The sequence below is a fragment of the Roseivirga sp. 4D4 genome, assembly GCF_001747095.1.
Taxonomy (GTDB): Bacteria; Bacteroidota; Bacteroidia; order Cytophagales; family Cyclobacteriaceae; genus Roseivirga.
Genome location: NZ_MDGP01000001.1, coordinates 3,478,089 through 3,504,597, shown reverse-complemented (window position 1 = coordinate 3,504,597; position 26,509 = coordinate 3,478,089). Strand labels below are relative to the sequence as shown.

Below are 26,509 nucleotides of genomic sequence, written 5' to 3'. Positions count from 1 at the left end.
AACGGCTTGGCATCTAAAGAACTATATAACCCTCCCAAGCTAGCCGATCGGCTTCTAAAAGCAGTTTGTAAAGACAGTCTTTTAGAAGAAATCGAAGGTGACCTTTTTGAGCACTATCAGGTCGAGCGTGCTGAAAAAGAAAAGTGGAAAGCCAATCTGGCCTATTGGTTCCACATGTTCAATTTTCTAAGGCCTTTTGCACTAAAAAAAATCGGTCAACACTCAAGTATCATTATCATGTATAGAAGTTATCTCAAGTTCGCCATGCGGAATATGTGGCGACAAAAAATGCACACTACTTTCAATCTGTTGGGCCTTGTCCTCGCTTTCACAGTTTGTGGACTCATTTATTTACACGTACAACAGGAGCTGTCCTACGATCGCTTCCATCAAGATTCTGAAGACATCTACAGAATCGCTTGGATGAGTGAAAATCCTCAGACAAGAACTCCTCATCCCTTGGCACAGGCAATGGTGCGCGACCTGCCCGAGGTATCAGCAGCTGTGAGCCTGTCTCCAATTTACGGTGCGGGACTGACGAAGCAGACCATCAAACTGACCTTGGAGGCCGAAAACATTAGCTTCAATGAGCCTGATGGCTACTTTGTAGACAGCACTTTTTTTGATGTATTTGATTTCAAATTTATAGAAGGCAACCCAGAAACAGCACTGAAAAACCCTTGGGGCGTAATATTATCCAAATCAACGGCTGAAAGGTATTTCGGAGACAAACCGGCTGTCGGTAGCCGCCTTTCCTTTGACGTCAATATAGACATGCTTGAGGTGGTGGGTGTTGTAGAAGATGTACCAATCACTTCGCACTTCCACTTTAACTTTTTGATTTCTTATGTGTCTCTTAAATCACTCAACTTCAATGATCCATGGATGTCATGGGCAGATTTTGGTCACTTTAACTATGTGAAACTCGCACCTGAAAGTGATGCAAAAGCACTCGAAGAGAGAATCCCGAATTGGGTAGAAAGTTATCTGGACTGGTCTGAAGAAGGGCTCGAACGATTAAGAGCAGGCGAATTACGTTTTGAACTCCAGCCCATCCATGATATTCATCTGCATTCCAACTTACGTTGGGAACTAGAAACCAATAGCAGTTTCTCCTACCTACTTATCTACGGTGTTTCTGGGCTTTTTATTCTGCTAATATCGATTATCAACTTTGTAAACCTCAGCACCGCTCGTTCTGCAGAAAGGCTTAAGGAAGTCGGGGTGAAAAAAACACTTGGAGCCCAGAGAAAACAGCTTTTGACACAATTTCTATTTGAATCGCTGCTGATTTCTTTTTCCTCCATGGCCTTGGCCATACTCGTAATTTATGGTTTAGAACTCCCTTTTAATCAATTGGTGAATGGCAACATTGTGGCTGATGATATCTGGCGAACTTCTCCCATGATCTTCATGATAGGGGCAACATTACTTACAGCAGTACTTGCGGCTGCCTACCCGTCCTTTTATCTAAATTCACTGGATCCTGGACGTATTTTGCAAGGCACTGCAAAAAAGAAAGTTGGTGGAGCTGCGGTTAGAAATAGCTTATTGGGCATCCAGCTGGTAGCCGCAATCGTGATGGTCAGCGGAAGTCTCATCATCAATGGACAGATTAGGTTTTTAAAACAGAAAGACCTGGGTTTCCGACAGGAAAACCTCGTGGTGATCGATTTGGACAATTACGAGAACAAATCTGAATTGGTCAAATCAGCCTTTAGCCAATATTCAGGGGTAACATCTGTAGCAGCGGTATCGAATGTGCCTGGCGGTCAGTTTGATCAACATCCTATTTATGCCGAAGAAAACCCATCATTGACAATCGATGCAGCCGAAGCCTTCATAGATGACGATGCCATGCAGACTTTGGGAATAGAGTTGTTGGCTGGCAGAACACTTGATGAAACAATGGCCGCTGATTCAGCGGGAGTTTCGTTTTTGCTGAACGAAACGGCCATACATGAGCTCAACATTGAAAACCCAATTGGTCAAAGCATCTTTTGGGTTAACAATGAAGAATTAGTAAAAGGTCAAATCGTGGGTGTGGTCAAAGACTTTCACTACAAGTCATTGCATGTGCCTATTCGGCCCTTGATCATGATGACACGGCCAAGGGGCTATAACTACGTGGTAACAAGCATTGATGCTCAAAACTTAGGAAGCACGTTGCCTCAATTAGAAGAAGCCTACAAAGAAATTTACCCTCAAAACGACTTTGTATACAGGTTTTTGGATGATGAGATAGCTTCCCTATATCAAGAAGAATCCAGAACCTTATTGCTGACATCACTACTCTCTAGTATTTCCATCTTCTTGGCCATCGCTGGGCTCATCGGCATCGTTTCGATTGCTATAAAACAGCGTGTTAAGGAAATTGGCATTCGCAAAATACTGGGTGCATCGGCTAAGCAAATTCTTATGCTTATCAATGTGAGGTACATTATCATCGGTGGTATTGCCAGTCTTTTAGCAGTACCCACTGCTTACATTTTTATGAACCGATGGTTGGAAAATTTCACCTACCAAAACATGATCAACCCACTGGTTTTTGTCCTCACGGCTGCTGCGGCTCTGACATTGATTTTTGTCACCATAAGTGGTATATCAATTAAGACGATAAGAAGCAATCCTGCTGATGCATTAAGGAACGAATAATGTCCTTGCCTAAAACATATTCAACGCCACGATGGGTCGATCGACTTTTGAATGCTGTCTGTAAAGACGAGTTGTTAGAGGAGATTGAAGGTGATCTGTTTGAACAATACCAGATCGAGCGAAAGTCGAGGCCAAAATGGCGAGCTGACCTCAGCTATGTCATCCATGCAATGCATTTCCTTCGGCCTTTTGCGCTCAAAAAAATAAGTCAAAACTCAAATTTCATAACCATGTACAGAAGCCACATAAAATTTGCCTGGCGCAATGTCCTTAAGCATAAGGGCAGCACCGGTATCAATGTAGCCAGCCTTGGAGTAGGCATTGCCTGCTTTATATTCATCTTCATATATCTGAAAGGAGAACTCTCCTATGATAAATTCCATCAAGATTCTGACCGAATTCATCGAGTTGCAATCGATTTTGTAGACGGGACTGGAAGAAGGTTGCCAGATGCAACCACACCACCAGCACTAGCACCAGCCTTAAAAAACGAGTTTCCGGAAGTAGAGTCTTCCGTGAGGCTATTTCCCAGCTGGGGCGGAAAGTTCCTGATAGGCGCAAACGAAGAGAGTAAGTTCTACGAAGAAGCGTTCTTAAGAACAGATTCTACTTTCTTCGATGTATTTGATTTTAAAGTGCTTTATGGTCAGACAGATCACGCCCTAGATGATCCAAGTCAAATTGTCATCACAAAGCGCATGGCTCAAAAGTATTTCGGCCGTGAAGATGTGGTGGGTGAGTCATTGACCATTTATGACACAGAAAACAGGGTCCTTAACATATCTGCCGTACTGGAAGATATCCCAGTCAACTCCCATTTCAAATTCGACTTTCTCGGTAGAATCACCTCCGAAAATGTTGATGGGAACTGGGGCTGGTACAACTACTATACTTATATGAAGCTAGTACCGGGGGCTAAAATCGAGAACATTGAACCAAGACTTCAGCCGTTTTATGAATCCAATATCCCGGAAACAGAATATTACAACATCATCTATTCTCAAGCCCTGACCGATATACATTTGAAATCAAACCTCAAATGGGAATTGGAAGCCAATGGCGACATGAACAATATCTACATTTTCGCGGCCCTTGGCATTTTCGTACTCTTAATTTCCTGCTTGAACTACCTAAACCTGACGGTAGCAGGATCTCTCAGGCGCTTTAAAGAAGTTGGTGTTCGAAAGGTTTTTGGAGCACATAGACAAGCACTTGTAGGTCAATTTATTGTGGAAACACTCTTGGTGACACTCATGGCCTTAGTGCTGGGCAGCTTTTTATCTGAATTCCTATTCATCAACCTCAGCGATATCTTGGGAAGAGAAGTTTCCTTACTTCAACCTGAAAACACTTTGGTTTTCTTAATCATCTCTGGGCTAATAATCGCCATTGGACTTGTGGCAGGATTGTACCCCGCTTTGCACCTGTCCTCTTTCAAGGCAGCCAATGCAGTAAAAGGCATTTTTAAAAATTCCGGAAAATCCGTTTTGGGCTTGAGAAAAGTACTTCTGGTAGTACAGTTTGCCATTTCGGCCTTTATGATTTTCGGCACTATAGCTGTCTATCAGCAGTTGCAACATGTCAAGAATAAAGACAAAGGATTCGGTGCGGAACAAATTCTGGTCATTGAAAACGCAGAAAGTGTAGCCAATCAGGAAGTACTCAAAAATGAATTGACCAAAATACCCGCTGTGGCTCAGGCAGGCATCTCCAACGGTATTGTTGGTGGCCTCAACTGGACCACAGGTATTGGCTATCCCGATCAGTTTACAATGAACTATGTGGTCATCGATCCGGATTATGTAGAAGCCATGGGGTTTGAGTTGGTTGCTGGAAGAAACTTCTCCAAAGATAGGCCTACAGACACTCAGGGGCTTACCATGCTCATTAATGAGACAGCATTTAATGAGCTAGGAATAAGCCTTGACGATCTGGAAAAGGAGATCCCGATGGCAAGGCAAAACGACTCAACCACGAGAAACGGTAAGGTCATTGGTGTAGTCAAAGACTTCCATTTTGCTGATTACAAATCTTCTATAAAGCCATTTGCCTTCTTTTACCGAGAAGAGCCAATGGATTTTCTTAACGTAAAAATCTCAACGGAAAATGTCTCCGAAACCCTAAGAGCCATTGAAAGCACTTGGTCAGAAGTCAGCAACGGAGCCCCTCTGGAATACTTCTTCCTCGATCAAACTTTCACCGATCTACTTGCCGAAGAAAGCCGGCTCTCAAACATTCTCCTCTATCTCACGGTATTGGCTTTATTTATCGCGGTGATTGGTATGTTCTCCATTGCCAACATGACCATCAAGGACAAGCGAAAGGAAATTGCCATCAGGAAAGTACTTGGAGGATCTGTTTCAGGGGTTTCGAACCTTATCGTAAAGAAATTCATCTTTTTAGTGCTGATCGCTAACGCCATTGCTGCTCCTGTTGCTTATGTGATTATGCAGAATTGGCTTGATGGTTTCGCCTATAGAACTTCCTTGAGTATCCTGCTCTTTATAGCAGCTGCTGGGTCAACGCTGCTGGTAGCATGGATAACTGTAGGCGCACAATCGGTAAGAGCAGCGGTATCAAACCCGGTTAAGAGCCTCAGGGCAGAATAAACTTCGTTAACTCAAACACATGAAGCCTCACTTTTCTAAGTGAGGCTTTTTCATTTTTCAGACTCAAACACTTCATTAAAACTACAAATAGGAATTAAATTCTACTTGTAATGAAAAAATACTAGCTCGGAGAGTTTGAAGCACTAGTACTTCTCACTGTTGGCGTACTCTATGGAGAAGTCTACGTGTAGTCATCGATGACGAAATTGAAGAGAAGCACTCACGGAAAGTATCAGTATTGGCTTTGCTATCTATCGCTTACTGGCCTGCTAGTAAGGATAAACGTCTTCAGGTCAGGAGATTTGCGTTAGTTTTGTTTAATATAGATGGACAAAGAGAGGTAGAAAGAAGATTCTAAAACCTTTAAATTCCGAAGATTCAACTTTTATGGTCATTTGATTCAAATAAAATTTAACCATAATGTTTAAAAGCTATTTCAAAATTGCTTGGCGAAACATAGTCAAAAAGAAAACCTATTCTATTCTAAATATCTTTGGACTTGGGTTAGGGATTGCCTGTTGTTTTTTGATTTTCATGTTTGTGCAGGATGAAAAATCTTATGACACCTATCATGAAAAAGGAGAAAGGATATATAGGGTAACCCATGGATACAAACCGCCAGGTGGTAATGAGGAAGATGCCAAGGCAAATACATTTTGGGTCTGGGCGAATGCAAGAGTCGGACCAGCTCTTTTAGACTATTTTCCGGAAATTGATAAGATCGCTCAATTTTCGGGTAGATCGGATCTTCTGCTAAGGAATGGTGACAACCTGTATCAAGAGGAGGGAGTTTTCTTTATGGACTCGACTGTCTTTGATGTTTTCAGTTGGAAGTTGTTGGAGGGTGATCCTGAAACCGCTTTGACAGCTCCATTCAGCATTGTCCTGACAGAAACTACTGCAAAAAAATATTTTGGGGACCAAGATGCGATAGGTAAAGTATTGAAAGGTAGTGCGTCAGCAGGTAGAAGTAATGCTGGTGATTACGTTGTGACAGGTATTATGGAAGATATTCCATCCAATTCACATTTTCGTTTCAACGCTTTACTCTCTTTGAGTACTTATAAGAAATCCAACCCAAGGGTCTTCGATATGTGGGGTTACGCAGATTTTTATACTTATTTCCTTGTCAACAAAGGATTTAATGCCGCTACTTTCAAAGAGAAAATTCCTGCTTTCATTTCAAAGAATCACCCCTCCCCTGAGTCTAATTATACCATAGGAATCGAAGGGCTCAAGGATGTTTATTTAAGAACCGTAGCACAAAGACAACCCGGAGAAACAGGGAGTTTATCTAGTATTTACGTGTTCACCGTTATTGGCTTATTTCTTCTGGCTATTGCCATGATCAATTTTATGAACTTGTCAACAGCCCGGGCCATGGATCGAGCAAAAGAAGTAGGAATCAGAAAATCAATTGGTGCAGATCGAAAGAATTTGATCATTCAATTTTTAGGCGAGTCTTTTGTTTTCGTTTTTCTATCCATGATTATCGCAATCATCCTTGTGTTCATAGCACTCCCGTTTATGAACGACCTGACTAATAAAAAATTCCTGATCCAGAACTACCTCAACACACAGACAATTCTGTTGCTCATTAGTGTTATGTTCATCATAGGAATCATAGCGGGTTCATATCCTGCCTTTATCCTTTCTAGTTTTAAACCTGTTTTGGTATTAAAAGGGATCTTAAAATCAAACACCAATGGCGTGAATCTGAGAAAGATCTTGGTGGTATTCCAATTCAGTATTTCCATTGCCTTAATTGCTGGGACAGTCACTGTTTATTCTCAATTGAATCATCTATTAGAAAAAGACCTAGGGTTTGATCAGGAGCGTATGTTAGTGTTGGATTACAACTATGACGGTGCCGTCAATGGCAAGATGGAAGTACTAAAGACCAATATGGAAGCCAACCCTGCCATTTTATCTACTGCTTTTTCTAGGTCCGTACCTGGGAGTTTTTTTCCTAATGCTGTTACACAAATTCGAGCCGCTGATGGAGAATTAAAGCACATGGGACAGCCTATCTTTCAGGTTGGCATGGATTTCATTACTCATTTTGATTTAGAAATAATTGCAGGAAGATCCTATTCTAGAGATTTCCCTACAGACTCTACCAGTGCTCTCGTACTCAATGAAGCTGCTGCTAAGCAATATGGCTATTCCAATCCTGAAGACATTATTGGCAAAGAATTTTCCCAATGGGGAAGAACAGGGAAAGTAATAGGTGTTGTAAAAGACTTCAATTACGTTTCGTTACACCAAGGTATAGAACCCTTGACCTTACCTTTTTCACCTTACGCTAGCAGGTACTTGTCACTCAAGATAAAATCTGATGACCTAAGTCGAACAATTAAAGAAGTGGGTGAAGTCTGGACTCAACTCGCTCCACATAGGCCATTTGTTTATAGTTTTGTTGACGATAACTTCAATCGTCAATATCAGGCCGATTTCGTTTTTAGAAAATTGTTTACCAAGTTTTCCTGTCTAGCAATATTTATTGCATTTCTTGGTTTATTGGGCCTAGCCACGTATACAGCTGAGCAACGCACGAAGGAAATCGGTGTCCGAAAAGTATTAGGTGCCAGTATCTCAAATATTTTACGTTTGTTATCCATAGACTTCATTAAATTGATTATTGTAGCCATTGTGGTAGCTGTACCTCTGGCCTATTTTGGAATGGACAAATGGCTGGCTGGCTTTGCTGTTAGGATCGAACTTCAATGGTACCTCTTTGCATTGCCCGGAGTAGCTGTACTGTTGATGGCTCTGACTACAGTGAGTTTTCAAACATTCAAAGCAGCCAAAGCAAATCCTGTGAAATGTTTGCGGGATGAATAAGTACACACGAAACCATACAGCTCGACCCAAGTCCCATATCGCTTTTACCCAGTGCTAAAGTCACAGTCTTGAGGAGTGAGCAACAGTAGTTCAGTTTATCCCTATTTGTAATACAACCCTGGTTTAGTCGTCTTCATAAAGAATCTATTAAAACTACAAATAGGAATTTTTAATTTGACTTTCTCTTTTTAAAAACTACATTTAGGAATTAAATTCTACTTGTAATGAAAAAATATCAGTTAGGAGAGTTCGAGGAGCTCGTCTTGCTTACAGTCGGAGTACTCTATGGCGAGGCTTATGGTGTAGCCATTAAAGAGGAAATAGAGCAACGCCATAAACGAAAGGTTTCTGTTGGAGCACTTCAATCGGCTCTCAGGCGTATGGAAGACAAAGGGTTTCTTATCTCTGAACTAGGTGAATCTACAAAGGCCAGAGGAGGAAAGAGAAAGCGATACTTCAAAATTACCGCCCACGGCAAAAACGCGCTTGACTATAATATTCAGACGCGACTTGAACTCTGGAATCAGATACCGGATATCGCATTTGATTTCAAGTTATGCTAAAAAAACTCGGGCTTTGGATCTTTAAGAGCTATTGCCATCCAGACTTCCAGGAAGATATTCTTGGCGATCTGGAAGAGTACCATGAGTGGAATACCGAACAAAAGGGAGCCCAATATGCCGATCGAAAATTCTTTATTGACTCAATCCTACTGTTCAGACTCTCACTACTCAAAGACAATCTGATAACTCAAAATATAATTTATACAACCATGGTCAAAAACAATCTTAAAATGGCGTACAGAAGTATGATGCGCCATAAATTCTATTCACTGCTCAACCTTGTAGGGCTTGCCATAAGCATGACGGTTTGTGTCTTTATTGGGATTTACGTTCAAAATGAACTGAGCTTTGACAAGCACATTAAGGATTCTGAAAGGATTTTTCGAATAGCCACTCATATTAAATATGCTGACAACCTGTTTAATATTCCAGCAGCTCCAGACCCCATGGCCAAAGCACTCAAGGAAGACTTCCCTGAAATTGAGTTTGCCGCCAGAACACATAATAATTCAACAAATCTGGTCGAAGTAGATTCTAAGTTTTTTAGGCAAAGCGGGGTTACTTATGCCGATCAGTCCTTTTTTGACCTTTTTGATTTTCCTTTGCTAAGAGGAGACAAAGAGCATCTTTTGGATGAGCCCAACACTACTGTTCTTGAAGAAAGTACTGCTAAGAAGCTATTCGGAGAAAAAGACCCAATCGGTCAAATCATTAAGTATAATGAACAATTCGACCTGAAAGTAACAGGTGTAATTAAGGACATTCCTGAAAACACACATTTCGATTACGACATGTTCATAACTACCCTGAACGATCGAAGTGCCTCACAAAACATCTGGCTCAGTAACAACTTCATCACTTATTTGAAAGTTGCCGAGGGGCATACTAAGGAGTCTTTGGAGGCTAAACTTCCAGAGTTCGTTGAAAGGCATCTTGGCCCACAGGTAAAGCAGCTCATGAATGTAAGTTTTAAGGATGCTGTGGCAAGTGGTGGTTTGGCCATCGACTATTATTTACAGCCGCTGGAAAACATTCACCTCCACTCAAAACTCGACTTTGAATTGGGTGAAACAGGGACAATCAGTCAGGTCTATATGTTCAGTATAATCGGGCTATTTATATTACTGATTGCCTGCATCAATTTTATGAACATGTCTACAGCGCGGGCCTCGGTTAGAGCAAAGGAGGTTGGTATGAGAAAAGTACTTGGTTCGCTTCGCAAGCAGCTCATCAGTCAGTTCTTAACCGAGTCCATCATCAATGCAGGCTTAGCGCTAATATTGGCCGTGGGTATGGTTTACCTTATTCTACCAGGGTTTAACCAACTCACAGGGAAATCTATTGTTGATCCAATTTTTGGGGTCAATGGGCTTTGGCTATACCTTCTGCTGGGCACAATTATAATAGGGTTTCTGGCTGGTATTTACCCTGCGTTTATTCTCTCCAGCTTTAGACCCATTAAGGTTATCAAAGGAGAACTATCAAGTGGGAGAGGTTCTGCCTGGATGAGGAATATTCTCGTAGTTATCCAATTTGCTACCTCGATATTCTTGATCATTGCATCAATAGTCATATACAGTCAACTTGACTATTTGCAATCAAAAAAGCTCGGCTTCAATAAGGATCAAATTCTTATCATTAACGAAACCCAATTATTGGGAAATCAGATCGAAACATTCAAGAATGAATTGGAGAAGGAAGCCATTATTGAAAGTGTTTCTGTCAGTGGCTATATACCTGGCACTAATATCAATAGTGATACCCCCTTATTAAGAGAGGATGCAACATCGCCTGATGATGGTGTGGCTATTCAACATTGGTCAGTTGACTATGACTACATTGAAACATACGACATTGAATTGACTCAGGGACGCTTCTTTTCCGAAGAGTTTGCAAGTGATAGTAATGCGATAGTCGTTAATGAAACTGCCTTACGCAGATTTGGGTATTTAGATGAACCTATTGGCAAAAAAGTCAAAACATTGGCAGGAATTGTCGGGAACAGGGCACAGTCTTTCACCATTATTGGAGTCATGAAGGACTTTCAATTTAAATCTGTAACTGAAGCCATTCAACCTCATGCCCTACTCTTAGGAAATAGCGTTGGCTCTGTGAGTGTAAAATTCAATAAAGAATCGGCCATGGAGGTGGTTAGTAGTGTTGAAAGCATCTGGAACCGATTTGCGGAAGGGCGACCATTTGAATACTCTTTCCTTGATCAAATTTTTGAATCTTCGTTTCGCAATCAGAATCGAGATAAGACCATCTTCGCAATTTTCGCGGCACTTGCCATTATCATAGCCTGTCTGGGTCTATTTGGTTTGGCTGCCTTTATAACGGAGCAGCGTAAAAAGGAGATCGGCATAAGGAAAGTCCTTGGGGCCTCCACACAGACGCTACTCAGACTGCTTTTTAGCAATTTTACAAGCTTGATACTTATCTCCTCTGTAATCGCTATACCAGTAGTTTGGTGGTATCTCAGTGGCTGGCTGATCGACTATCCAGAGGCAATCTCATTGAACCCACTGTTCTTTGTCATTGGTGTAATCATTGTTCTGACCATCGCCATACTTACGGTTGGCTTTCAGTCTTTTAAGGCTGCCAAAAGGAACCCTATCGATAATCTCAGATATGAGTAACCTGCGTTATAAAAAGCCGGTCATCTCGTCTTCTGTTAAGCTATGTTAAAGAAATTCGGTCTTTGGCTCTTCAGAGGATACTGTCATCCCAATTATCAAGAAGACATTCTGGGTGACTTGGATGAATACTACGAATCAAATATTTCGGAGAAAGGAAGACGATATGCAGAAGCTAAGTTCTTAGCCGATGTCATATTGCTCTTTAGACTTTCTCTGCTCAAAAAACAACTCTTTAGAAAACAGATAATCTATACAGCTATGGTCAAAAACATCTTTAAAACAGCGTTGCGCGTCTTTTGGAAAGAACGCGGTTACTCAGCTATGAACATTCTCGGGCTTACAGTAGGTATTGCCGCTAGCATGCTCCTACTGCTCTACGTACAGTCTGAAAAAGCGGTCAATGGGTTCCATCAAGACATTGACAATATCTATCAGGTAATGCAACACCAGACATATCCTAGTGAGATTTATACTTACGAATCTAACCCTGGTCCTCTGGTTACTGTATTTAAAGATGAAATGCCAGAGGTCGATTATATGGCAGCATTCACTTGGACAGAAGAAATGCTTTTTGTCTTAAATGGCGAGGGTTATAGGGAAACAGGCAGGTTTGCGAGCGAAGACTTCTTTCAAATTTTTGATGTAGAGTTTATCGAGGGCTCCAAAGAGGGATCGCTTCGAGAGCCCACCGATATTTACATCTCCGAAAGTGTTAAAAAAAGGATTTTCGGCAATACCAATTCATTATCAAAAACTATAGAAGTAAGCGCATGGGGAAATTTTCGCATAGCGGGAGTCTTCAAAGATGTGCCTAACGAAAGCACTATCGACTTTGATTTCCTAATGCCATATGAGGTATGGCGCGCAAGAAATGATTGGGTCGAAGACTGGGGTAATAACGGCATAAGAGGCATAGCAAAACTCAAACCAGGAGTAGATATGGATGCCTTTAACACGAAAATCCTGGACTATGTAGACAACAAATTGCCAGATGAAGAATCAATTGTGACCATATTCGTTCAGCCCTTTAAGGACAGGTATTTATACAACAATTATGAGAATGGGGTTCTTTCGGGTGGACGAGTTGTCTATGTCAAGCTATTCACTGCTGTTGCTTTCTTTATCCTGCTGATTGCCATCATCAACTTTATGAATCTTTCTACGGCAAGATCGACCAAGCGAGCCAAAGAGGTAGGCGTTAAGAAAGTGGTGGGCTCTACAAAAACACAGTTACAGTTACAATTCATGGTGGAATCTGTGTTCTTGGCTTTGATATCGACTGCCTTATCTGGGTTATTGATTTCTGCAGTGATCCACCCCTTGAATCTTTTAGTAGGCAAAGAGATGAGCTTTTCTTTTCTTAACTGGAACCAATCTACATGGCTATTGTCTATTGGTCTCGGTGTTGGAATTTTAGCTGGCATTTACCCTTCTTTCGTTCTTTCAGGTTTCAAAGCCTTGAGCGTTTTGAAAGGATCGTTTAAAACCTCAGGCTGGTCCAATGGAATGAGAAAAGGACTAGTGGTATTTCAGTTTACCATCTCCACTATACTGATCATCTCTACCCTTATTATACGTAGTCAAATGGACTACATTAAAAATAAGAATCTGGGGTACAAGAAAGAGCACCTCTTGACGATTCCAGTAGAAGGTGCGATGCAGAGCCCATCGGTACGAGAACAACTCAGATCCAATATTTTGGCCAACACCAATTTCACTCATGCTTCTTTCTCTGTCGGTTCTCCCATCAATGTGGGTAGCTCTACATCCGGAGGTTATTCATGGGAAGGCAAAGAAGGTGATCATGACAACAACTTTCATATTATAAGAACTGATGCTGCCTTTGTGGACACCTATGGAATGGAAATCATAGCGGGAAGGGACTTTGACGTTAATCTTGCCACTGACACCATGAATGTGATCATCAACGAACAAACAGCCAAGGTCATGAATGTGGAGGACCCATTGTCTGTACCCGTAACCTTCTGGGGCCGAACAGGAAGGGTAGTGGGCATAGTGAAAGACTTCCACTTTAGTTCTTTACACGAGAGCATTGAACCCATGGTCATTTCCTACCGACCTACTTTTGCAATCTCCCTTACGGTGAGAATGACCGGCCAGGATATACCTGAGAGCCTAAAATATCTGGAAGGTTTGGTGACTGAAATCAACCCTAATCACCCATTTGATTATAGTTTTGTCGATGACGGCTATGAGCAACTTTATCAAAGCGAATCAACAATCGGTATTCTAACAGACTACTTCTCAGGTATTGCCATATTCATTTCTTTATTGGGCCTTTTTGGGCTATCAAGTTTTGCCGCGGAACAAAGAATCAAGGAAATCGGGGTAAGAAAAGTCCTGGGAGCCAATATCCTTAATCTAATTGTATTGATGTCAAAAGGGTTTTTACTGCTAGTAGGTATCGGCTTTGTTTTGGCTGCTCCAATTGGTTACAGTTTCATGAGCAATTGGCTAAATACATTCGAGTATAGTGTAAAAATAGGCGCTCCTGTGTTTGTCTTAGCTGCGGCTATATCTCTTCTGATTACCATTCTTACCGTGAGTTATCATGCGCTCAAAGCGGCTTATGCCAACCCAGTCAAGAGCCTGCGATATGAATAGTAATTATACCTCAACTACTGAGCCCATGCGATTGTCAAGATAGAAAGGGTTTGAAAAGAACTCGCCATAGAAATTGTCCTCCTTTAATAAGAGCTCGGGTGTCCCATGGACACCCGTGTTTCCATTTTGGAGCAGATATATATAGTCTGAGTCGCGTGCTATAAATGGATTGTGCGTGATTTGTAGGATGGGCATCTCATACTTCAGTTTCTGAAGGATCGCAGCTACCAGCGCCTCACCTTGCCTATCTAAGGATGAAGTAACCTCATCGAGTAGTAACACCATGGGGTGATGATACAGTGCTCTCAAAAGCCCTAGTATTCTTTTTTGACCCCCAGAAAGCCTAACGCCATTTTCACCCAATACTGTGCCCATTCCAAGAGGTAGGTTTGCGGTAAATGATTGAAGTTGGTGGGTAGAAATGAGCTCTTCTACTCTATTTCTAGCCACTCGATTATCCTCACCCATGGATTTGACCGCTACATTCTCCCAAAAAGTGGCATTGAAGACCTTTGTCTCTTGAGGAACCACTCCAATCAAGCTTCTCCAATTTAATAGTGATTCATGGATGTCTTGACCATTGAAGCGGATTACCCCAGAATCTGGAAAATATAGCGTAGCAATAAGGTTGATCAGCGTGCTTTTTCCACTTCCACTTGCTCCCAATAAGGTTACAAGCTTTCCGGCCTTTAACTTCAGGGAAACATCCTTTACCAATTGAGGGTGGCCCGGGAATGAAAATCCAAGACCCTCAATGATGAGTTCATTATCCGATTTAATCAATAGCGGTTTTTCCTCCCGAAAGCCCTCCGTACTTTGACCTATCAAATCATACATTCTCTCGAAAGAGAGTTTCACCTGTTCGAAATCTATTAAGGCATAGGCCATGTTGGTAGTATTTGCAGAAGCAATGGATGAAATAGAAATTATCGCCAGGAAGTTTCCCATTTGTAAACTCCCTTGAAGCACCTTGAAGCATGAGATTCCAATCACCGATATCGTAATAAGAACGGCTAAGCATTGAACAACCAACCCAAAGCTTATACCCACCTTTTCCGCACGAAAGACCTTGTTGCGAAATGCACGGTAAAGCGCCAATGTATTCTTTCCAAACGCGACTTCAGCTTGCCGTGACTTAATGACATCCATCCCAGTGATCACATCTACATAGTTGGCATTGTTCATAGCATGGCCTACCATCGCTTCTCGTTGAGAGGTATTGACTTGGCTTTTACGGTTAAGAATGACTACAAAAAGCAATGGCAGTAGTATAAGATTGACTAGGGCCAGCTGAACATCATAGACAAACAATAAGCCTATGGCCACTATTATGACCAAAAAACCTATGATGCCATCTTCTATCCATTTTGTGGCAGACTCTTCTATATCTTCAACATCTTCAAGTCGAGTTACCAAGTCCCCGGTCTTCTTGCTGTCAAAAAACGACTTGGGCAAGTAGAGTAATTTGTCAAAAAACCTTTTAATCAAATCGGCATTGAAATCTCTGCTAAAAAGAGCAGTATAATGACTTCGAACATACGACAGCCCTAAGGCTAGAACCAGAAAAGCTGCCCATAGGAGTACCCCGCTAAGGATGATGCTTTTGTCTTTCGATGGTAGCAACTCATCTACGAGTCGTTCGGTAAAGATTGAGGTACTAAAGAGAAGAACCGCATGCAGAATACCCAAAGTCAGAATGAGAAAAAGCCTTTTTTTGTGTGAAGTAAAAAGAGGTAAAAACCATTGGCTTAGAATGTCCGATTTACCTTTCGGAAGGTTAAGCTTCTCTTTGAACTTAAGTCGTAGCAACACCCCTTGCCACTCGCTCATGAGCTGATCGTCTGTGTATTTTTTTACCCCGTCCTCGGGGTCGGCAATCAGCCATTTTCCGTTCTCTTTGCCTACGCATAAGACAAAATGTTGTAGTTGCCCATACTTGAGCGTATGAAGAATGAAGAGGTCATCTGTATCAGACAAATCCCCGAGAGATGCTCGAAAAGCCTCCGCTTTAAACCCTATTTGGTTGCCAGCTTGCTGCAGGCCCAGGAGGTTGACGCCCTCCGCGTTTGTGCCCGTCAATATTCTTATGTGCTCCAGGGAATCTTTATATCCGTACCACCTAATAGCAGTAAGAAGGCATGCCGAACCACAGTCCTTTTGGTCATGCTGATATGCCATGACTCTTTTGAGAAGTGCTGATTTATTCACTCTGAATATTTTGAGAAATGTGAAGGGTCTCGGAAGTGATATTTCACCTTCAGAGCCAATTCGAAGCATTTAGCAAGCCCTTCTATACTTTCTCATATTGCGAATATATCTTCTGGAAAGGGGCTTTAACTTTAGCCTTCTACGATATAAACGAGCGCAGCGATCGCCCCCAATGACCTGACTAGATTCCGTTTCTGTTAGCTTTATCATGACGAAAATGATTTAAGTTTTAGTGTCGAATCCTTACTCAACCTAACAAAAAAATATGGCTTCAACATAGCCTTTTGATGAACAACAATTTTCTATTATTGAACAACCTAAATGCGGAACTTAAAAACGCGGCAAGTACACTTTCAATGGAGAAACTAATCTTTCCATTCCCGAAAAATCAGTTTTATAATCCTTAATTTTTCGTCAATTTATCCATGATTAAAAAGGCCCTCTATGAGCAACAAGATTCAAACCTTATCGGGATACTTCCACGAGTATCAAAAAAGTGTTTTAGACCCTGAGACATTCTGGGCTAGAATAGGAGAATCATTTCATTGGAGAAAACACTGGGATCAGACATTGTCATGGGATTTTGATGGCCCAGATGTAAAGTGGTTTGTCAACGGCAAGCTCAATATCACAGAAAACATTTTCGAAAGGCACCTGCACACCAAAGGCGATACACCAGCCATTATCTGGGAACCTAACGATCCTCAAGAAGCCAATCGAGTCGTTACATATCGAGAGCTATATGAAATGACCAACCAGTTCTGTAACGCGCTGGAAGCTCAGGGCATTCAGAAAGGTGATCGGGTCATTATCTATATGCCAATGGTACCTGAAGCAGCCGTTGCCATGTTGGCCTGTGCCAGAATAGGTGCTATCCACTCTGTGGTGTTTGCAGGCTTTTCTTCTTCGTCATTGGCCGATCGAATTAATGACTGCGAGGCCAAAGCGGTATTGACTTCAGACGGCAACTTCAGAGGAGCCAAGCAAATTCCTGTCAAAGCAGTAGTTGACGAAGCAGTCGAAAATACTCCGAGCATCGAAAGAGTAATCGTACTCAAACGTACGGGTGACGATGTCACCATGAAGAACGGTCGAGATATATGGTGGCATGAGGCAATTGATGGGCAATCGACATCATACAAAGCCCAAGAAATGGATTCGGAAGATATGCTCTTTATTCTATACACCTCTGGTTCTACGGGTAAGCCCAAAGGAGTGGTCCATACGACTGGTGGTTATATGGTTTATGCTGAGTATTCGTTTTCCAACGTGTTTCAATACACACCTGGCGATGTCTACTGGTGCACAGCTGATATCGGTTGGATCACCGGGCATTCCTACATTGTCTATGGACCGTTGTTAGCAGGGGGTACCACATTGATGTTTGAAGGAGTTCCTACCTTCCCACATGCAGGAAGGTTTTGGGAAATCGTTGACAAATACAAAGTCAACCAATTCTATACAGCGCCAACAGCCATTCGAGCACTACAAGTCTTTGGACTGGAACCCATCGAACCTTATTCGCTGGAATCATTAAAGGTCATCGGCTCAGTAGGTGAACCGATTAACGAAGAGGCTTGGCATTGGTATCACGATCATATCGGCAAGGGCAATTGCCCTCTGGTAGACACTTGGTGGCAAACAGAAACTGGTGGGATAATGATCTCAGCTTTGGCGGGAATTACCCCTAACAAACCAGCACACGCATCCCTTCCGCTACCTGGAATACAACCCATCATTGTTGATGCCGAAGGCAATGAATTAAAAGGCAATAATGTGGAAGGCAATCTCTGCATCAAATTTCCATGGCCATCAATGCTCAGAACCACTTATGGCGATCATGAAAAATGCAAGAACGTATATTTCAGCGCCTACAAAGGCATGTATTTCACTGGTGATGGCGCCAAAAGAGATCATGACGGTTATTTGAGAATTTTGGGCCGAGTAGATGATGTGATCAATGGCTCTGGTCACAGAATGGGTACGGCAGAGGTTGAAAACGCGATTAATGAACATCCGAAAGTCATCGAATCAGCAGTGGTGGGTTATCCACATGATGTGAAGGGACAAGGTATTTACGCCTACGTCATCTGCGATATGGAGGGCCGCTCTGAACAGAGTTTAAAAGATGAAATCAAGGATACGGTTAGAAAAATTATCGGGCCGATCGCTAAGCCCGATATGGTTCAAATCGTCCCTGGTCTTCCGAAAACACGTTCAGGCAAAATCATGAGACGAATCTTGAGAAAAGTTGCCAGTGGCGACATCTCAAGTTTGGGTGATACTTCCACGCTACTCAATCCAGAAGTGGTAGATAGCATTATTGACGGGGCTGGTATTCAGAAATAAATAAACCACACAAGATGTCAAATACCGGATTAATCATAGAAGAACGTAGTCGAGATATCGGTGACTTCCTTGTCGGCAGACTGATCCCTTTCCGTAAAAAAAGGATGGTTGGTCCGTTCATTTTCATTGACCATATGGGACCTTCTACCATAAAGCCAGGTCATTATATGGACATTGGTCAACACCCACACATAGGGCTTTCCACTTTGACCTATTTGCTCGAAGGGCAAATTATGCACAGAGATACGCTGGGCACTGAACAGTTGGTCACTCCAGGATCAGTAGGGTTTATGACTTCTGGTAGAGGCATTGTGCACACAGAAAGAACGCCTGCTGCGCTTCGAGATGGAGGGCAATATCCAGTTCATGGTTATCAGATTTGGGTAGCTTTGCCCAAGGCCCTGCAAAAAATGAAGCCTGAATTCTCATTTACACCGGCCGATCAACTATCTCGGTGGTCTGAGAGTGGCATTGACTTTACTTTGGTGGCAGGTAAGGGCTATGGAAAAGAATCTCCCGTTCCGGTTTACTCTCACCTGTTTATGGTAGAAGCCAAAGCAAAAGACAAGGCCGTACTTGATGTAAAGGGCCAAGTCAAAGGCGAAGTAGGTATCGTTATAGTGGATGGTTACATAGAAGCTTGTGGTGAACGCATTGATAAAGGGAATATGCTGGTGTCGAAAGAAGAAGATATCTGCAAAATTGTTCTCGGTGAAAACACGCATGTGTTCCTATTCGGAGGAGAGCCTTTTGCGGAAGAAAGGCACATCTACTGGAACTTCGTTTCTACTGAAAAGGATCTGATCGAGGAAGCAAAACAAAACTGGAAAGACCAGAAATTCGAAATGGTTCCTGGAGAATCTGGATATATTCCTCTTCCTGGATCCTAGTTTCTCCGCCCCTTTGCAAAAATTTTAAAATACAATCGATTGCAATCCTAACCGCCCCAATAAGCTGATTTAGGTCAGTCTTTTGATATTTTCAATGACCCATCTTAGCGGTCAATCATGAAGATCAAAAGGAAAAGGCGAAAGTTATTCGAGCGAATTCACCTCCGGTTTGAATTAGACAGAGCCTATTTCAGGGAGTTACTCGATTATGTACCGCGGCCACTGCTTTCGAGACATTTGCTTATGTTCTTAGGCAGTACAGTCTTGTCTGCCATTACCGTCTTCATTCTACTCAATCATCAACCACAAGAAGTAGCCTTTATGGCTGGTGTTTTTGTGCTGTCAGCATTGCTATGGGTGACGGAAGCCTTACCCCTATTTGCTACTGCCCTTTTGGCGATCGGTTTACAAATCATACTATTGGCAAACCCTGGTGAATGGCTTGGCGTTGGTTTTGAATCTGGCAACAACCCAGACTTTCGAGAAATTTTGAGTCCCTTTGCCGATCCCATTCTCATCCTTTTCCTAGGAGGCTTTATCCTTGCCCGAGCAGCGGTCAAAGAAGGGGTCGATCGGGCATTGGCCAGCAGTATTCTTAAAGTTTTCGGTAATAAGCCGGGTATGGTCCTTCTAGGTTTGATGCTTATCACAGCTGTATTCTCCATGTTCATGAGCAACACAGCGACAACAGCCATGATGATTACGCTGGTTTCTCCACTTATCATCAATATGCCGACAGGAGATCCCTTGCGCAAAGGTTTGGTGCTGTGTATTCCCTGCGCTGCCAATATCGGTGGTATGGGAACGCCAATAGGTTCTCCACCCAATGCTGTGGCCATCGGTTTTTTAAGAAATGAGGGCATTGAAGTAGACTTTTTAAGTTGGATGATCATAGGAGTCCCCCTAGTTTTAATTTTGCTATTCTTGTCTTGGCTGGTGATCAGCCGGCTTTACAAATCTCCTACCAAAGGCCTGCAACTAAAAGCAGATAGTCAGAGAATTCAACCAAGAGGTTGGTTCGTGATTTTGGTTTTTTCAAGCACCATTCTACTCTGGCTCACCGATCAATGGCATGGCTTGCCTTCTGCCGTAACGGCACTATTGCCCGTGGTGATTTTCACTGCAACCAGCATCATTGATCGTAAAGATTACAACAGTTTGGAATGGCACATTTTGGCACTAATTGCGGGCGGTATTGCTTTAGGTTTGGGTATGAAGCTGAGCGGGCTTGACAAAGAGTTGGTTGCCTTAATACCCGCAACCTCATCCTTTGTTTTTGTTCTTCTGGTTTTGGCCACCGTGCTGCTAAGCATCTTCATGTCGAACACTGCCGCAGCCAATTTGATCATCCCTTTGGGTATATCACTGGCTACCATGGCCACTGGTGGGCCTGATCACCAAGTGGTTTATTATGGCTTGTCTATAGCACTCGCGTCAAGTGCCGCTATGGCCCTCCCCATTAGTACACCCCCAAATGCTATTGCCTATGCCAAGGGAATTGTTGAGACCAAGGATTTCGTTAAAATTGGAGGCTTTGTCAGTCTGATGGCGGTATTGCTTATTGGTCTATTGGGTCCTCAAATCATTGGGTTTTGGCTCGATTTCTTGGGGTAAGCCTAAATTCCTATTTTAGGGATTAACAAAAAGGAAAGTAATGCGATTTTGATCCGCACGTATATCTATCTTTAAGTATAAACCCTAGTACCATCTCAAGAGAATATCTATTTGTTTTTAGCCTGCTTGGAGTCTTCAATGGAGTCTTTTTAACAAGCTATTTCCTTTTCAGCAAGAAGGGCCGATCATACACCAATATCTACCTTGGCCTGCTCTTGATGGCGCTTGTCATAAGAATCGGCAAATCGGTATTCTTCTATTTTGACAGTGGATTAAATGAGAACTACATCCTCCTCGGACTTCTAGGCTGTGCGGCCATTGGACCGATGTGTTATTACTTCACCAAGTCACAAATCAGTGGTGAAAAGGCTTTTGACACCAAGAGTCTTTTACATCTGATCCCAATGGTGTTACTGGCTGCATACGCTATTTTCTATGAGTCTTACGCAGAAAACAGAGCTTTCTGGAGTAATAAAATCGTTCGCGGAATTTATGTCTACTGGGGCCTTTATATTCTAGCTGCTATCTATTTGCTAATTAAACAACGGTTTTTCATCAAGAAACCCTTTGCCGAGGAATACTGGACCTATGGGGTCGTTTTTGGGGTTTCCTTGGTATGGCTTGCGTACTATACCTCCAGTTTTACCTCTTACATTGCCGGTTCACTTACCTTCTCGTTCTTAGTATACCTCTTGGCCTGGCTACTCATTACGAACCGAAAACAGGTTGTTGCTAATAAAAAATCCAAGGCTGAAGTCAAGTCAATGCCACAAGCCGAGGTCGATCGGTTGAGCGAAAAAATTCGATCCAAGATTTTAGAGGATGAGCTTTACAAGGATCCAAACCTCAAAATGCCCGCGCTGGCAAAAATGGTTGGTTTGTCGACACACCAGTTCTCAGCCTTTATCAATGATCAGCTTCAACAGAACTTCTCTCAGTTGATGAATTCATATAGAGTCGAAATCGCCAAGAAGCTATTGCAAACGGAGCATCACTTGACAGTGGAAGCCATCGGTTTCGATTGTGGGTTCAATTCCCCCTCAACATTCCATACCACATTCAAAAAAGCTACTGGTCTGACCCCTGCCGGATACCGCAGTAAGACTTCAAGTTTATAAAGCAGAAGTTCTGCTTTATCGCAAAACCGCGCTTCCTATTGATATCATGGCTATCTAGAGTCTATGAATGAGATCAAAAACACAAAACCAAGAAACGTGAGAAGGTTGACCCTCACATTGTTCGCTATTCTAGGCATGAGCCTAGTCACCTATGCACAGTCTGACAAGGCTGCTGTTGAAGCCACATTGATGGATTATATGGAGGGTACCTCAAAAGGGCAAGTTGCTCGTATTAAAAGGGCCTTTACCGAAACGGCCGCTTTATACTCGGTCAACCCTGATGGCACTCAAAAAAGACTACCCATTGCCGAGTATATTGGTTACTTCAAGGAAGGTCAGGCCAGAGACAGGGTAGGAAAGATTGTATCAATCGATATTGTCAACAATGCAGCCCACGCCAAGGTTGAAATCATTTCGGGGAACACAAAGTTCACCGACTATATGCTTTTGCTCAAGCTTAAGGACGGATGGAAAATTATCAATAAGTCTTTTACCCGAGAAGCGATTAGGTAATTGCCTAAACAATTCCAAGAGAGATTCCATTCCCTTTCTTGGAATTGTTTAAACACCAAACCTTATCCACAATGGTGATGAGCTAATTCTTTGTAGAAGTGTTTAAGAGCCTGACAAGTTTAATGGACTATTCATCCTCTAATACTTCTGTAAACTTGAGGAAGAGCATTCTTTCTTCCTTTGCCAGCTCAAATAAGGCCCTACTATCAGCTTCATAAAAATACTTTATACCCACATCGGCATATTTCAGCCATTCTTCAGATACATTTTTTGGTAGTTTGGATTCTTTGATTATCTCACCGATCATAATGATATGATCTTGATCTAATTCATCATGAAGCGATAGTAGATCAAAAACTGCTGATAGAATGTTCTTTTCCAAATTTGATTCTAGTTGATATTCAGTCATCAACTGGTAGCCGTCATTTATAAAACTCTCAATGAAGTCTCTTGAGTTGAACAAGAGTATGGACATGGTTAATGAGTGGAACTGATAAAGTTCTTCAACTTTCTGCTTGGCAGCCAACTTCAACCAGTCTCTAAAGTATCTTAAAAAATCTTTCTTCTCATTGATTTGAGTATAGTAGTACGTATTTAGCGAACTGATGTGCTCATGATCGGGAAAGGTTTTTAGAGCTTTCTTCAAAATGGACTCAGCTGCTTGATAGTCATTTTCATCCATATAGGTCAAAATCAAGTTATTCCACGTTTCATACTGACCTTGTTCCAATTCTAATGACCTTTTAAAAGAGACTATGGCTTTATTATATAGTTTCTGAACTCTTTGTAAATTACCAAGCTTAAACCAACCATAACCATCTTCTTCTGTCAAAGTCACAGCTACCTGAAGTGCCTTTTCAGAACTGTCAAAGTCATTTATCTCGTGGTATATTTTTCCAAGCTGAAACCATGAATCATAATTTTTATCATCAGTTTCGATTGATTTATTGTAAGCTTGAATCGCTTTTTCAAGCTCATCCTCAGAAGAATGTATAGAACCAAGTACATTCCAAGCATTAGAGTCTTTTGGTTTATGTTTAACTACCTTGTTATAAACTTCTTTTGCCTTAGACAGATTCCCTAGCGCAACATAGCTGAAACCTGCCGCGGATAAGGCAAGGGAATCATCCGGAGATTCATCCAATATCTCCAACGATAACTCAAGAGCTTGTTCAAAGTTCTCATCATCAATAAGCTTTCCGATTTGTTCATCATAACCCTTTAAACTTTCCTTTCTTTTAAGTGAAATTGACGCTATAAATTCTTCCCTTTCTTTTGAAGATACGATTTGTGATATTCTGTCCTCCAACTCCTGAAGGTCAAATTGATTTGAATTACCTAAGGCTTGTTTATAGAGAAATGCCTCCTTTTCATAAGTAGTTTTCCGGAGAGGGTCAGTTTGAAAAGCTGACATGTGCTTATATTTTAAGTACCTCTTAGTTATTTCTTCAACCTCATACAATTGTGTGAGAAAGTCTATAAAAATAGATACTATACCTTTCTTATTTTCATTGACCTCAAAAGCTATTCGAAGCATTGGTTCGGCTATTTCATAGTAGGCATCCTTTCCAATTTTGTTGCTTTCGACATACCCTAACCTTTGTAACTCGGACATTTGCTTACTGATAGTAGTATGCGCAATAAAGCAGTTAAGAGAAACCTCCTTCCCAGTCACAGCATGACGCTCACTACTCAAATACTGCACTATTTTCTGTTGTTGAGGTGAGAGCAGTTTGAAATAAGACTCATAATAAGGCTTTAATTTATCAATTGTGTGTAAGAAGGCCTCTGCCAGGTCTGACTTAAATTCTGCTTTCAAAAAATCAAAAAAGGTAACCAATAGCCTGTGGTTGCCTTGGGTAAGATCATACACTGCATGTACATTGGCCTTTCCCCTTGGCGTCTCTAAGAAGGTTTTAAACTCTTCGTGTTTGTCCTCTTCAGCCAAGGTATTTACTAAACTCATTGCTTCTTCGTAAGTGAGTTTCTTAAGATGAGTTATGTTGAAAAAGTTTTGAAATGGTTTATCCTCCTTCTGAATGTCAATAAATAAAGCTTGAGATGAGCCAAAGAATGCTACATTATTATATTGTTGGACATAATCCCTAAGTTGAGATTGACCCAATTTACCAAGACCCTGAAAAACCTCATTTAAATTCTCAATGATTATAAGAAGGTCTCTACCATCGAGGTAATTGTTTAGGATTTCAATTGCTAGTGTTTGACGAGTATCAGGAGGTGTTCTCTTTAATTTCTCTATTTCAGAGAAGAGTTTCTTTGTTGATTCATCATCATACCATCGCATAAAAGCATTGAAAATCCGTATTAATAGGTCCAGGAATGTATCTATCCCGTACTCATCTTCAACCATATACGCAATAACAATCTTCTTATCTTTTTTGGGGTGATTCCAAATGCGGTTAAAAAAGACTCTGAGCATATGGGTCTTTCCACTACCTCTTGGCCCTATAAGTAAAGATTGAGAAAGAGTACCTTTTTCAATGAGTGCGTTTGCCTTTTTCTCTAGTAAATCTACAAGGGACTTCCTTGCTACAAGCATCCGTTCTAATCGATCCGGATTCTCTATTTTGCTGTTGAATACATAAGCCATAATTATGCCTTGTTAATTTTCCACCACTTACGGATCAGGTTAAATTTAAATTTATAATGTCGTCCTTCATCTCTTATTTCTCTATCAATACATAAGTCTTTCCATAGTTTAGTCAGTACATCTTTAACCTGCTTTTCATTTGAATCAGATGTTTGAGTTTTTACAGCGTTAATGATTAGAGTTTCATTGATCGGTTCCTTCGTTCTGCATAAATAATTGAGAATATGATCTGCTAAGACAATCTCAGTTTCTTCATAGTATACTTCAATACGTTCGGAGAAATGTGAGAATTGATGGCTCTCATTGGGATCATTCAATGCTTCATTAAAAGCAGATACAACATCTTCCGGAGCTGGACGGTCTATTCCTTTCTTCTGAAAAAAGTCAAATGCCATTTCTATATAGTAGGGTATCCTGTCGGTGATCTCTTGTATCTTACTTATGAGCAAATCGTGCTCGAGGTCATGAGGATAGTCTTCCAGAAAGTATTTGCAAAGCTCTACACTATCGGGCTCACTCATTTCAACCACTGTCTCAATTTTCATGTTGTTGGTAGGTTGGCCCATATATTTATACTCATTTTTGAACTTTTGAAGTACTATCCCCATTCCTATAGAGCCACAAAAAATAAACCTCAGATTAGAGTTAGCTTCATGTGCAACTCTTAGTGTTCTTAGAATATCTAATAACTCCATTGCACTTTCTGCTTGCTCTTTTCCCTTGTTCATCAGTTCCCACAGCATCAGAGGCAGTTCATCAATCATAATCACCAATTTTAGATCAGATTCTGCAACCTTTCGAACTATATCGGTAAGAAGGTCCTTCCACTTACCCTTAAATGATGGAATCTTAAAACTTCCAAAGTCTTTATCTCCTAGGTTTTTTTGACCCCAGTCGGAAATACTTTTCCATTTAGTATGCTTGAGGATTCCTTGGCTCTTTAGTAGTTTATATAAATCATAGGTAAATTCTTCCGGTGATATTTTGCCTTGAACGAAGTATTCGACACCAACCCAACCATCTGCTGGTTGATCGCACATCTTTCTTAAAATACACGTTTTGCCTATCCTTCTCACAGAAGATAGCAACAGGCTCTGTTTCTCAAGTATCTTCCAGTAATGGGTCATTTCTTGACCTCTACCAATTATATCTTCTGCCTTCTTTGTTGAACCGTGCGATGCTATTGCCATACCAAATTTATCTTAAGATGATTTTATCTTGCGTTAAATTTATCGCATGTTTTTAAAAAATCCAAATTAACACTTCGGGCT

The 26,509-nt window shown here is 41.5% G+C and carries 14 protein-coding genes; 11 read left to right on the top strand and 3 right to left on the bottom strand.

Features of this window, described 5'->3' with window-relative positions; all coding sequences use genetic code 11:
* Positions 1–6: 6 nt before the first annotated feature.
* From BFP97_RS15260 to BFP97_RS15235, 6 genes are all read left to right on the top strand, one after another.
* Positions 7–2,655: an ABC transporter permease gene (locus BFP97_RS15260; RefSeq protein WP_069843249.1), complete on the top strand. Its 2,649-nt coding sequence runs from the start codon at positions 7–9 to the stop codon at positions 2,653–2,655.
* Positions 2,655–5,264, top strand: a complete 2,610-nt coding sequence (locus tag BFP97_RS15255) for an ABC transporter permease (RefSeq protein ID WP_069843248.1) — start codon at positions 2,655–2,657, stop codon at positions 5,262–5,264. The genes BFP97_RS15260 and BFP97_RS15255 overlap by 1 nt, the downstream gene beginning before the upstream one ends.
* Positions 5,265–5,684: 420 nt before the next feature.
* The gene (locus tag BFP97_RS15250; RefSeq protein WP_069843247.1) at positions 5,685–8,108 is read left to right on the top strand and encodes an ABC transporter permease; all 2,424 of its coding nucleotides are present in this window, start codon (positions 5,685–5,687) and stop codon (positions 8,106–8,108) included.
* A gap of 224 nt (positions 8,109–8,332) precedes the next feature.
* A complete protein-coding gene (locus tag BFP97_RS15245; protein WP_069843246.1) occupies positions 8,333–8,671 on the top strand; it encodes a PadR family transcriptional regulator in 339 nt (112 codons plus the stop codon).
* Entirely contained in the window at positions 8,665–11,310 is a 2,646-nt protein-coding gene (locus BFP97_RS15240; protein ID WP_083262598.1) for an ABC transporter permease, read from the top strand. The genes BFP97_RS15245 and BFP97_RS15240 overlap by 7 nt, the downstream gene beginning before the upstream one ends.
* 42 nt (positions 11,311–11,352) lie before the next feature.
* A complete protein-coding gene (locus BFP97_RS15235; protein ID WP_083262597.1) occupies positions 11,353–13,935 on the top strand; it encodes an ABC transporter permease in 2,583 nt (860 codons plus the stop codon).
* Positions 13,936–13,938: 3 nt separating this feature from the next.
* Here BFP97_RS15235 and BFP97_RS15230 read toward each other — a convergent pair whose 3' ends face one another.
* The gene (locus BFP97_RS15230) at positions 13,939–16,143 is read right to left on the bottom strand and encodes a peptidase domain-containing ABC transporter (protein ID WP_170827479.1); all 2,205 of its coding nucleotides are present in this window, start codon (positions 16,141–16,143) and stop codon (positions 13,939–13,941) included.
* A gap of 444 nt (positions 16,144–16,587) precedes the next feature.
* Between BFP97_RS15230 and acs the strand changes: the two genes are divergently transcribed.
* The 5 genes from acs to BFP97_RS15205 all read left to right on the top strand — a co-directional run bounded on the left by acs (position 16,588) and on the right by BFP97_RS15205 (position 22,627).
* Positions 16,588–18,492 carry an acetate--CoA ligase gene (gene acs, locus BFP97_RS15225; RefSeq protein ID WP_069843244.1) on the top strand — a complete coding sequence of 635 codons (1,905 nt, stop codon included), beginning with the start codon at positions 16,588–16,590 and terminating at the stop codon, positions 18,490–18,492.
* A gap of 14 nt (positions 18,493–18,506) precedes the next feature.
* A complete protein-coding gene (locus BFP97_RS15220; protein ID WP_069843243.1) occupies positions 18,507–19,382 on the top strand; it encodes a pirin family protein in 876 nt (291 codons plus the stop codon).
* A 117-nt stretch (positions 19,383–19,499) separates the two neighbouring features.
* Complete coding sequence (locus tag BFP97_RS15215) at positions 19,500–20,996, top strand: SLC13 family permease (protein WP_083262596.1); 1,497 nt, start codon at positions 19,500–19,502, stop codon at positions 20,994–20,996.
* A 218-nt stretch (positions 20,997–21,214) separates the two neighbouring features.
* Positions 21,215–22,114 carry a helix-turn-helix domain-containing protein gene (locus BFP97_RS15210; protein WP_069843242.1) on the top strand — a complete coding sequence of 300 codons (900 nt, stop codon included), beginning with the start codon at positions 21,215–21,217 and terminating at the stop codon, positions 22,112–22,114.
* 63 nt (positions 22,115–22,177) lie between these two features.
* Positions 22,178–22,627, top strand: coding sequence for a nuclear transport factor 2 family protein (locus BFP97_RS15205; RefSeq protein WP_083262595.1), 450 nt, complete (start codon positions 22,178–22,180; stop codon positions 22,625–22,627).
* Between the two features lie 127 nt (positions 22,628–22,754).
* Here BFP97_RS15205 and BFP97_RS15200 read toward each other — a convergent pair whose 3' ends face one another.
* Both BFP97_RS15200 and BFP97_RS15195 read right to left on the bottom strand, forming a co-directional pair.
* Positions 22,755–25,238 carry a tetratricopeptide repeat protein gene (locus BFP97_RS15200; protein ID WP_069843241.1) on the bottom strand — a complete coding sequence of 828 codons (2,484 nt, stop codon included), beginning with the start codon at positions 25,236–25,238 and terminating at the stop codon, positions 22,755–22,757.
* 2 nt (positions 25,239–25,240) lie between these two features.
* Entirely contained in the window at positions 25,241–26,428 is a 1,188-nt protein-coding gene (locus BFP97_RS15195) for a hypothetical protein (RefSeq protein WP_069843240.1), read from the bottom strand.
* Positions 26,429–26,509 lie beyond the last annotated feature (81 nt).

Excerpts from the sequence above, each read along its gene's own strand:
- BFP97_RS15245 (WP_069843246.1), top strand. The coding sequence starts at position 8,333 with ATGAAAAAATATCAGTTAGGAGAGTTCGAGGAGCTCGTCTTGCTTACA.
- BFP97_RS15195 (WP_069843240.1), bottom strand. The coding sequence starts at position 26,428 with ATGGCAATAGCATCGCACGGTTCAACAAAGAAGGCAGAAGATATAATT.
- BFP97_RS15210 (WP_069843242.1), top strand. The coding sequence starts at position 21,215 with ATGGCGCTTGTCATAAGAATCGGCAAATCGGTATTCTTCTATTTTGAC.
- acs (WP_069843244.1), top strand. The coding sequence starts at position 16,588 with ATGAGCAACAAGATTCAAACCTTATCGGGATACTTCCACGAGTATCAA.
- BFP97_RS15240 (WP_083262598.1), top strand. The coding sequence starts at position 8,665 with ATGCTAAAAAAACTCGGGCTTTGGATCTTTAAGAGCTATTGCCATCCA.
- BFP97_RS15255 (WP_069843248.1), top strand. The coding sequence starts at position 2,655 with ATGTCCTTGCCTAAAACATATTCAACGCCACGATGGGTCGATCGACTT.
- BFP97_RS15250 (WP_069843247.1), top strand. The coding sequence starts at position 5,685 with ATGTTTAAAAGCTATTTCAAAATTGCTTGGCGAAACATAGTCAAAAAG.
- BFP97_RS15205 (WP_083262595.1), top strand. The coding sequence starts at position 22,178 with ATGAATGAGATCAAAAACACAAAACCAAGAAACGTGAGAAGGTTGACC.
- BFP97_RS15235 (WP_083262597.1), top strand. The coding sequence starts at position 11,353 with ATGTTAAAGAAATTCGGTCTTTGGCTCTTCAGAGGATACTGTCATCCC.
- BFP97_RS15200 (WP_069843241.1), bottom strand. The coding sequence starts at position 25,238 with ATGGCTTATGTATTCAACAGCAAAATAGAGAATCCGGATCGATTAGAA.
- BFP97_RS15215 (WP_083262596.1), top strand. The coding sequence starts at position 19,500 with ATGAAGATCAAAAGGAAAAGGCGAAAGTTATTCGAGCGAATTCACCTC.
- BFP97_RS15220 (WP_069843243.1), top strand. The coding sequence starts at position 18,507 with ATGTCAAATACCGGATTAATCATAGAAGAACGTAGTCGAGATATCGGT.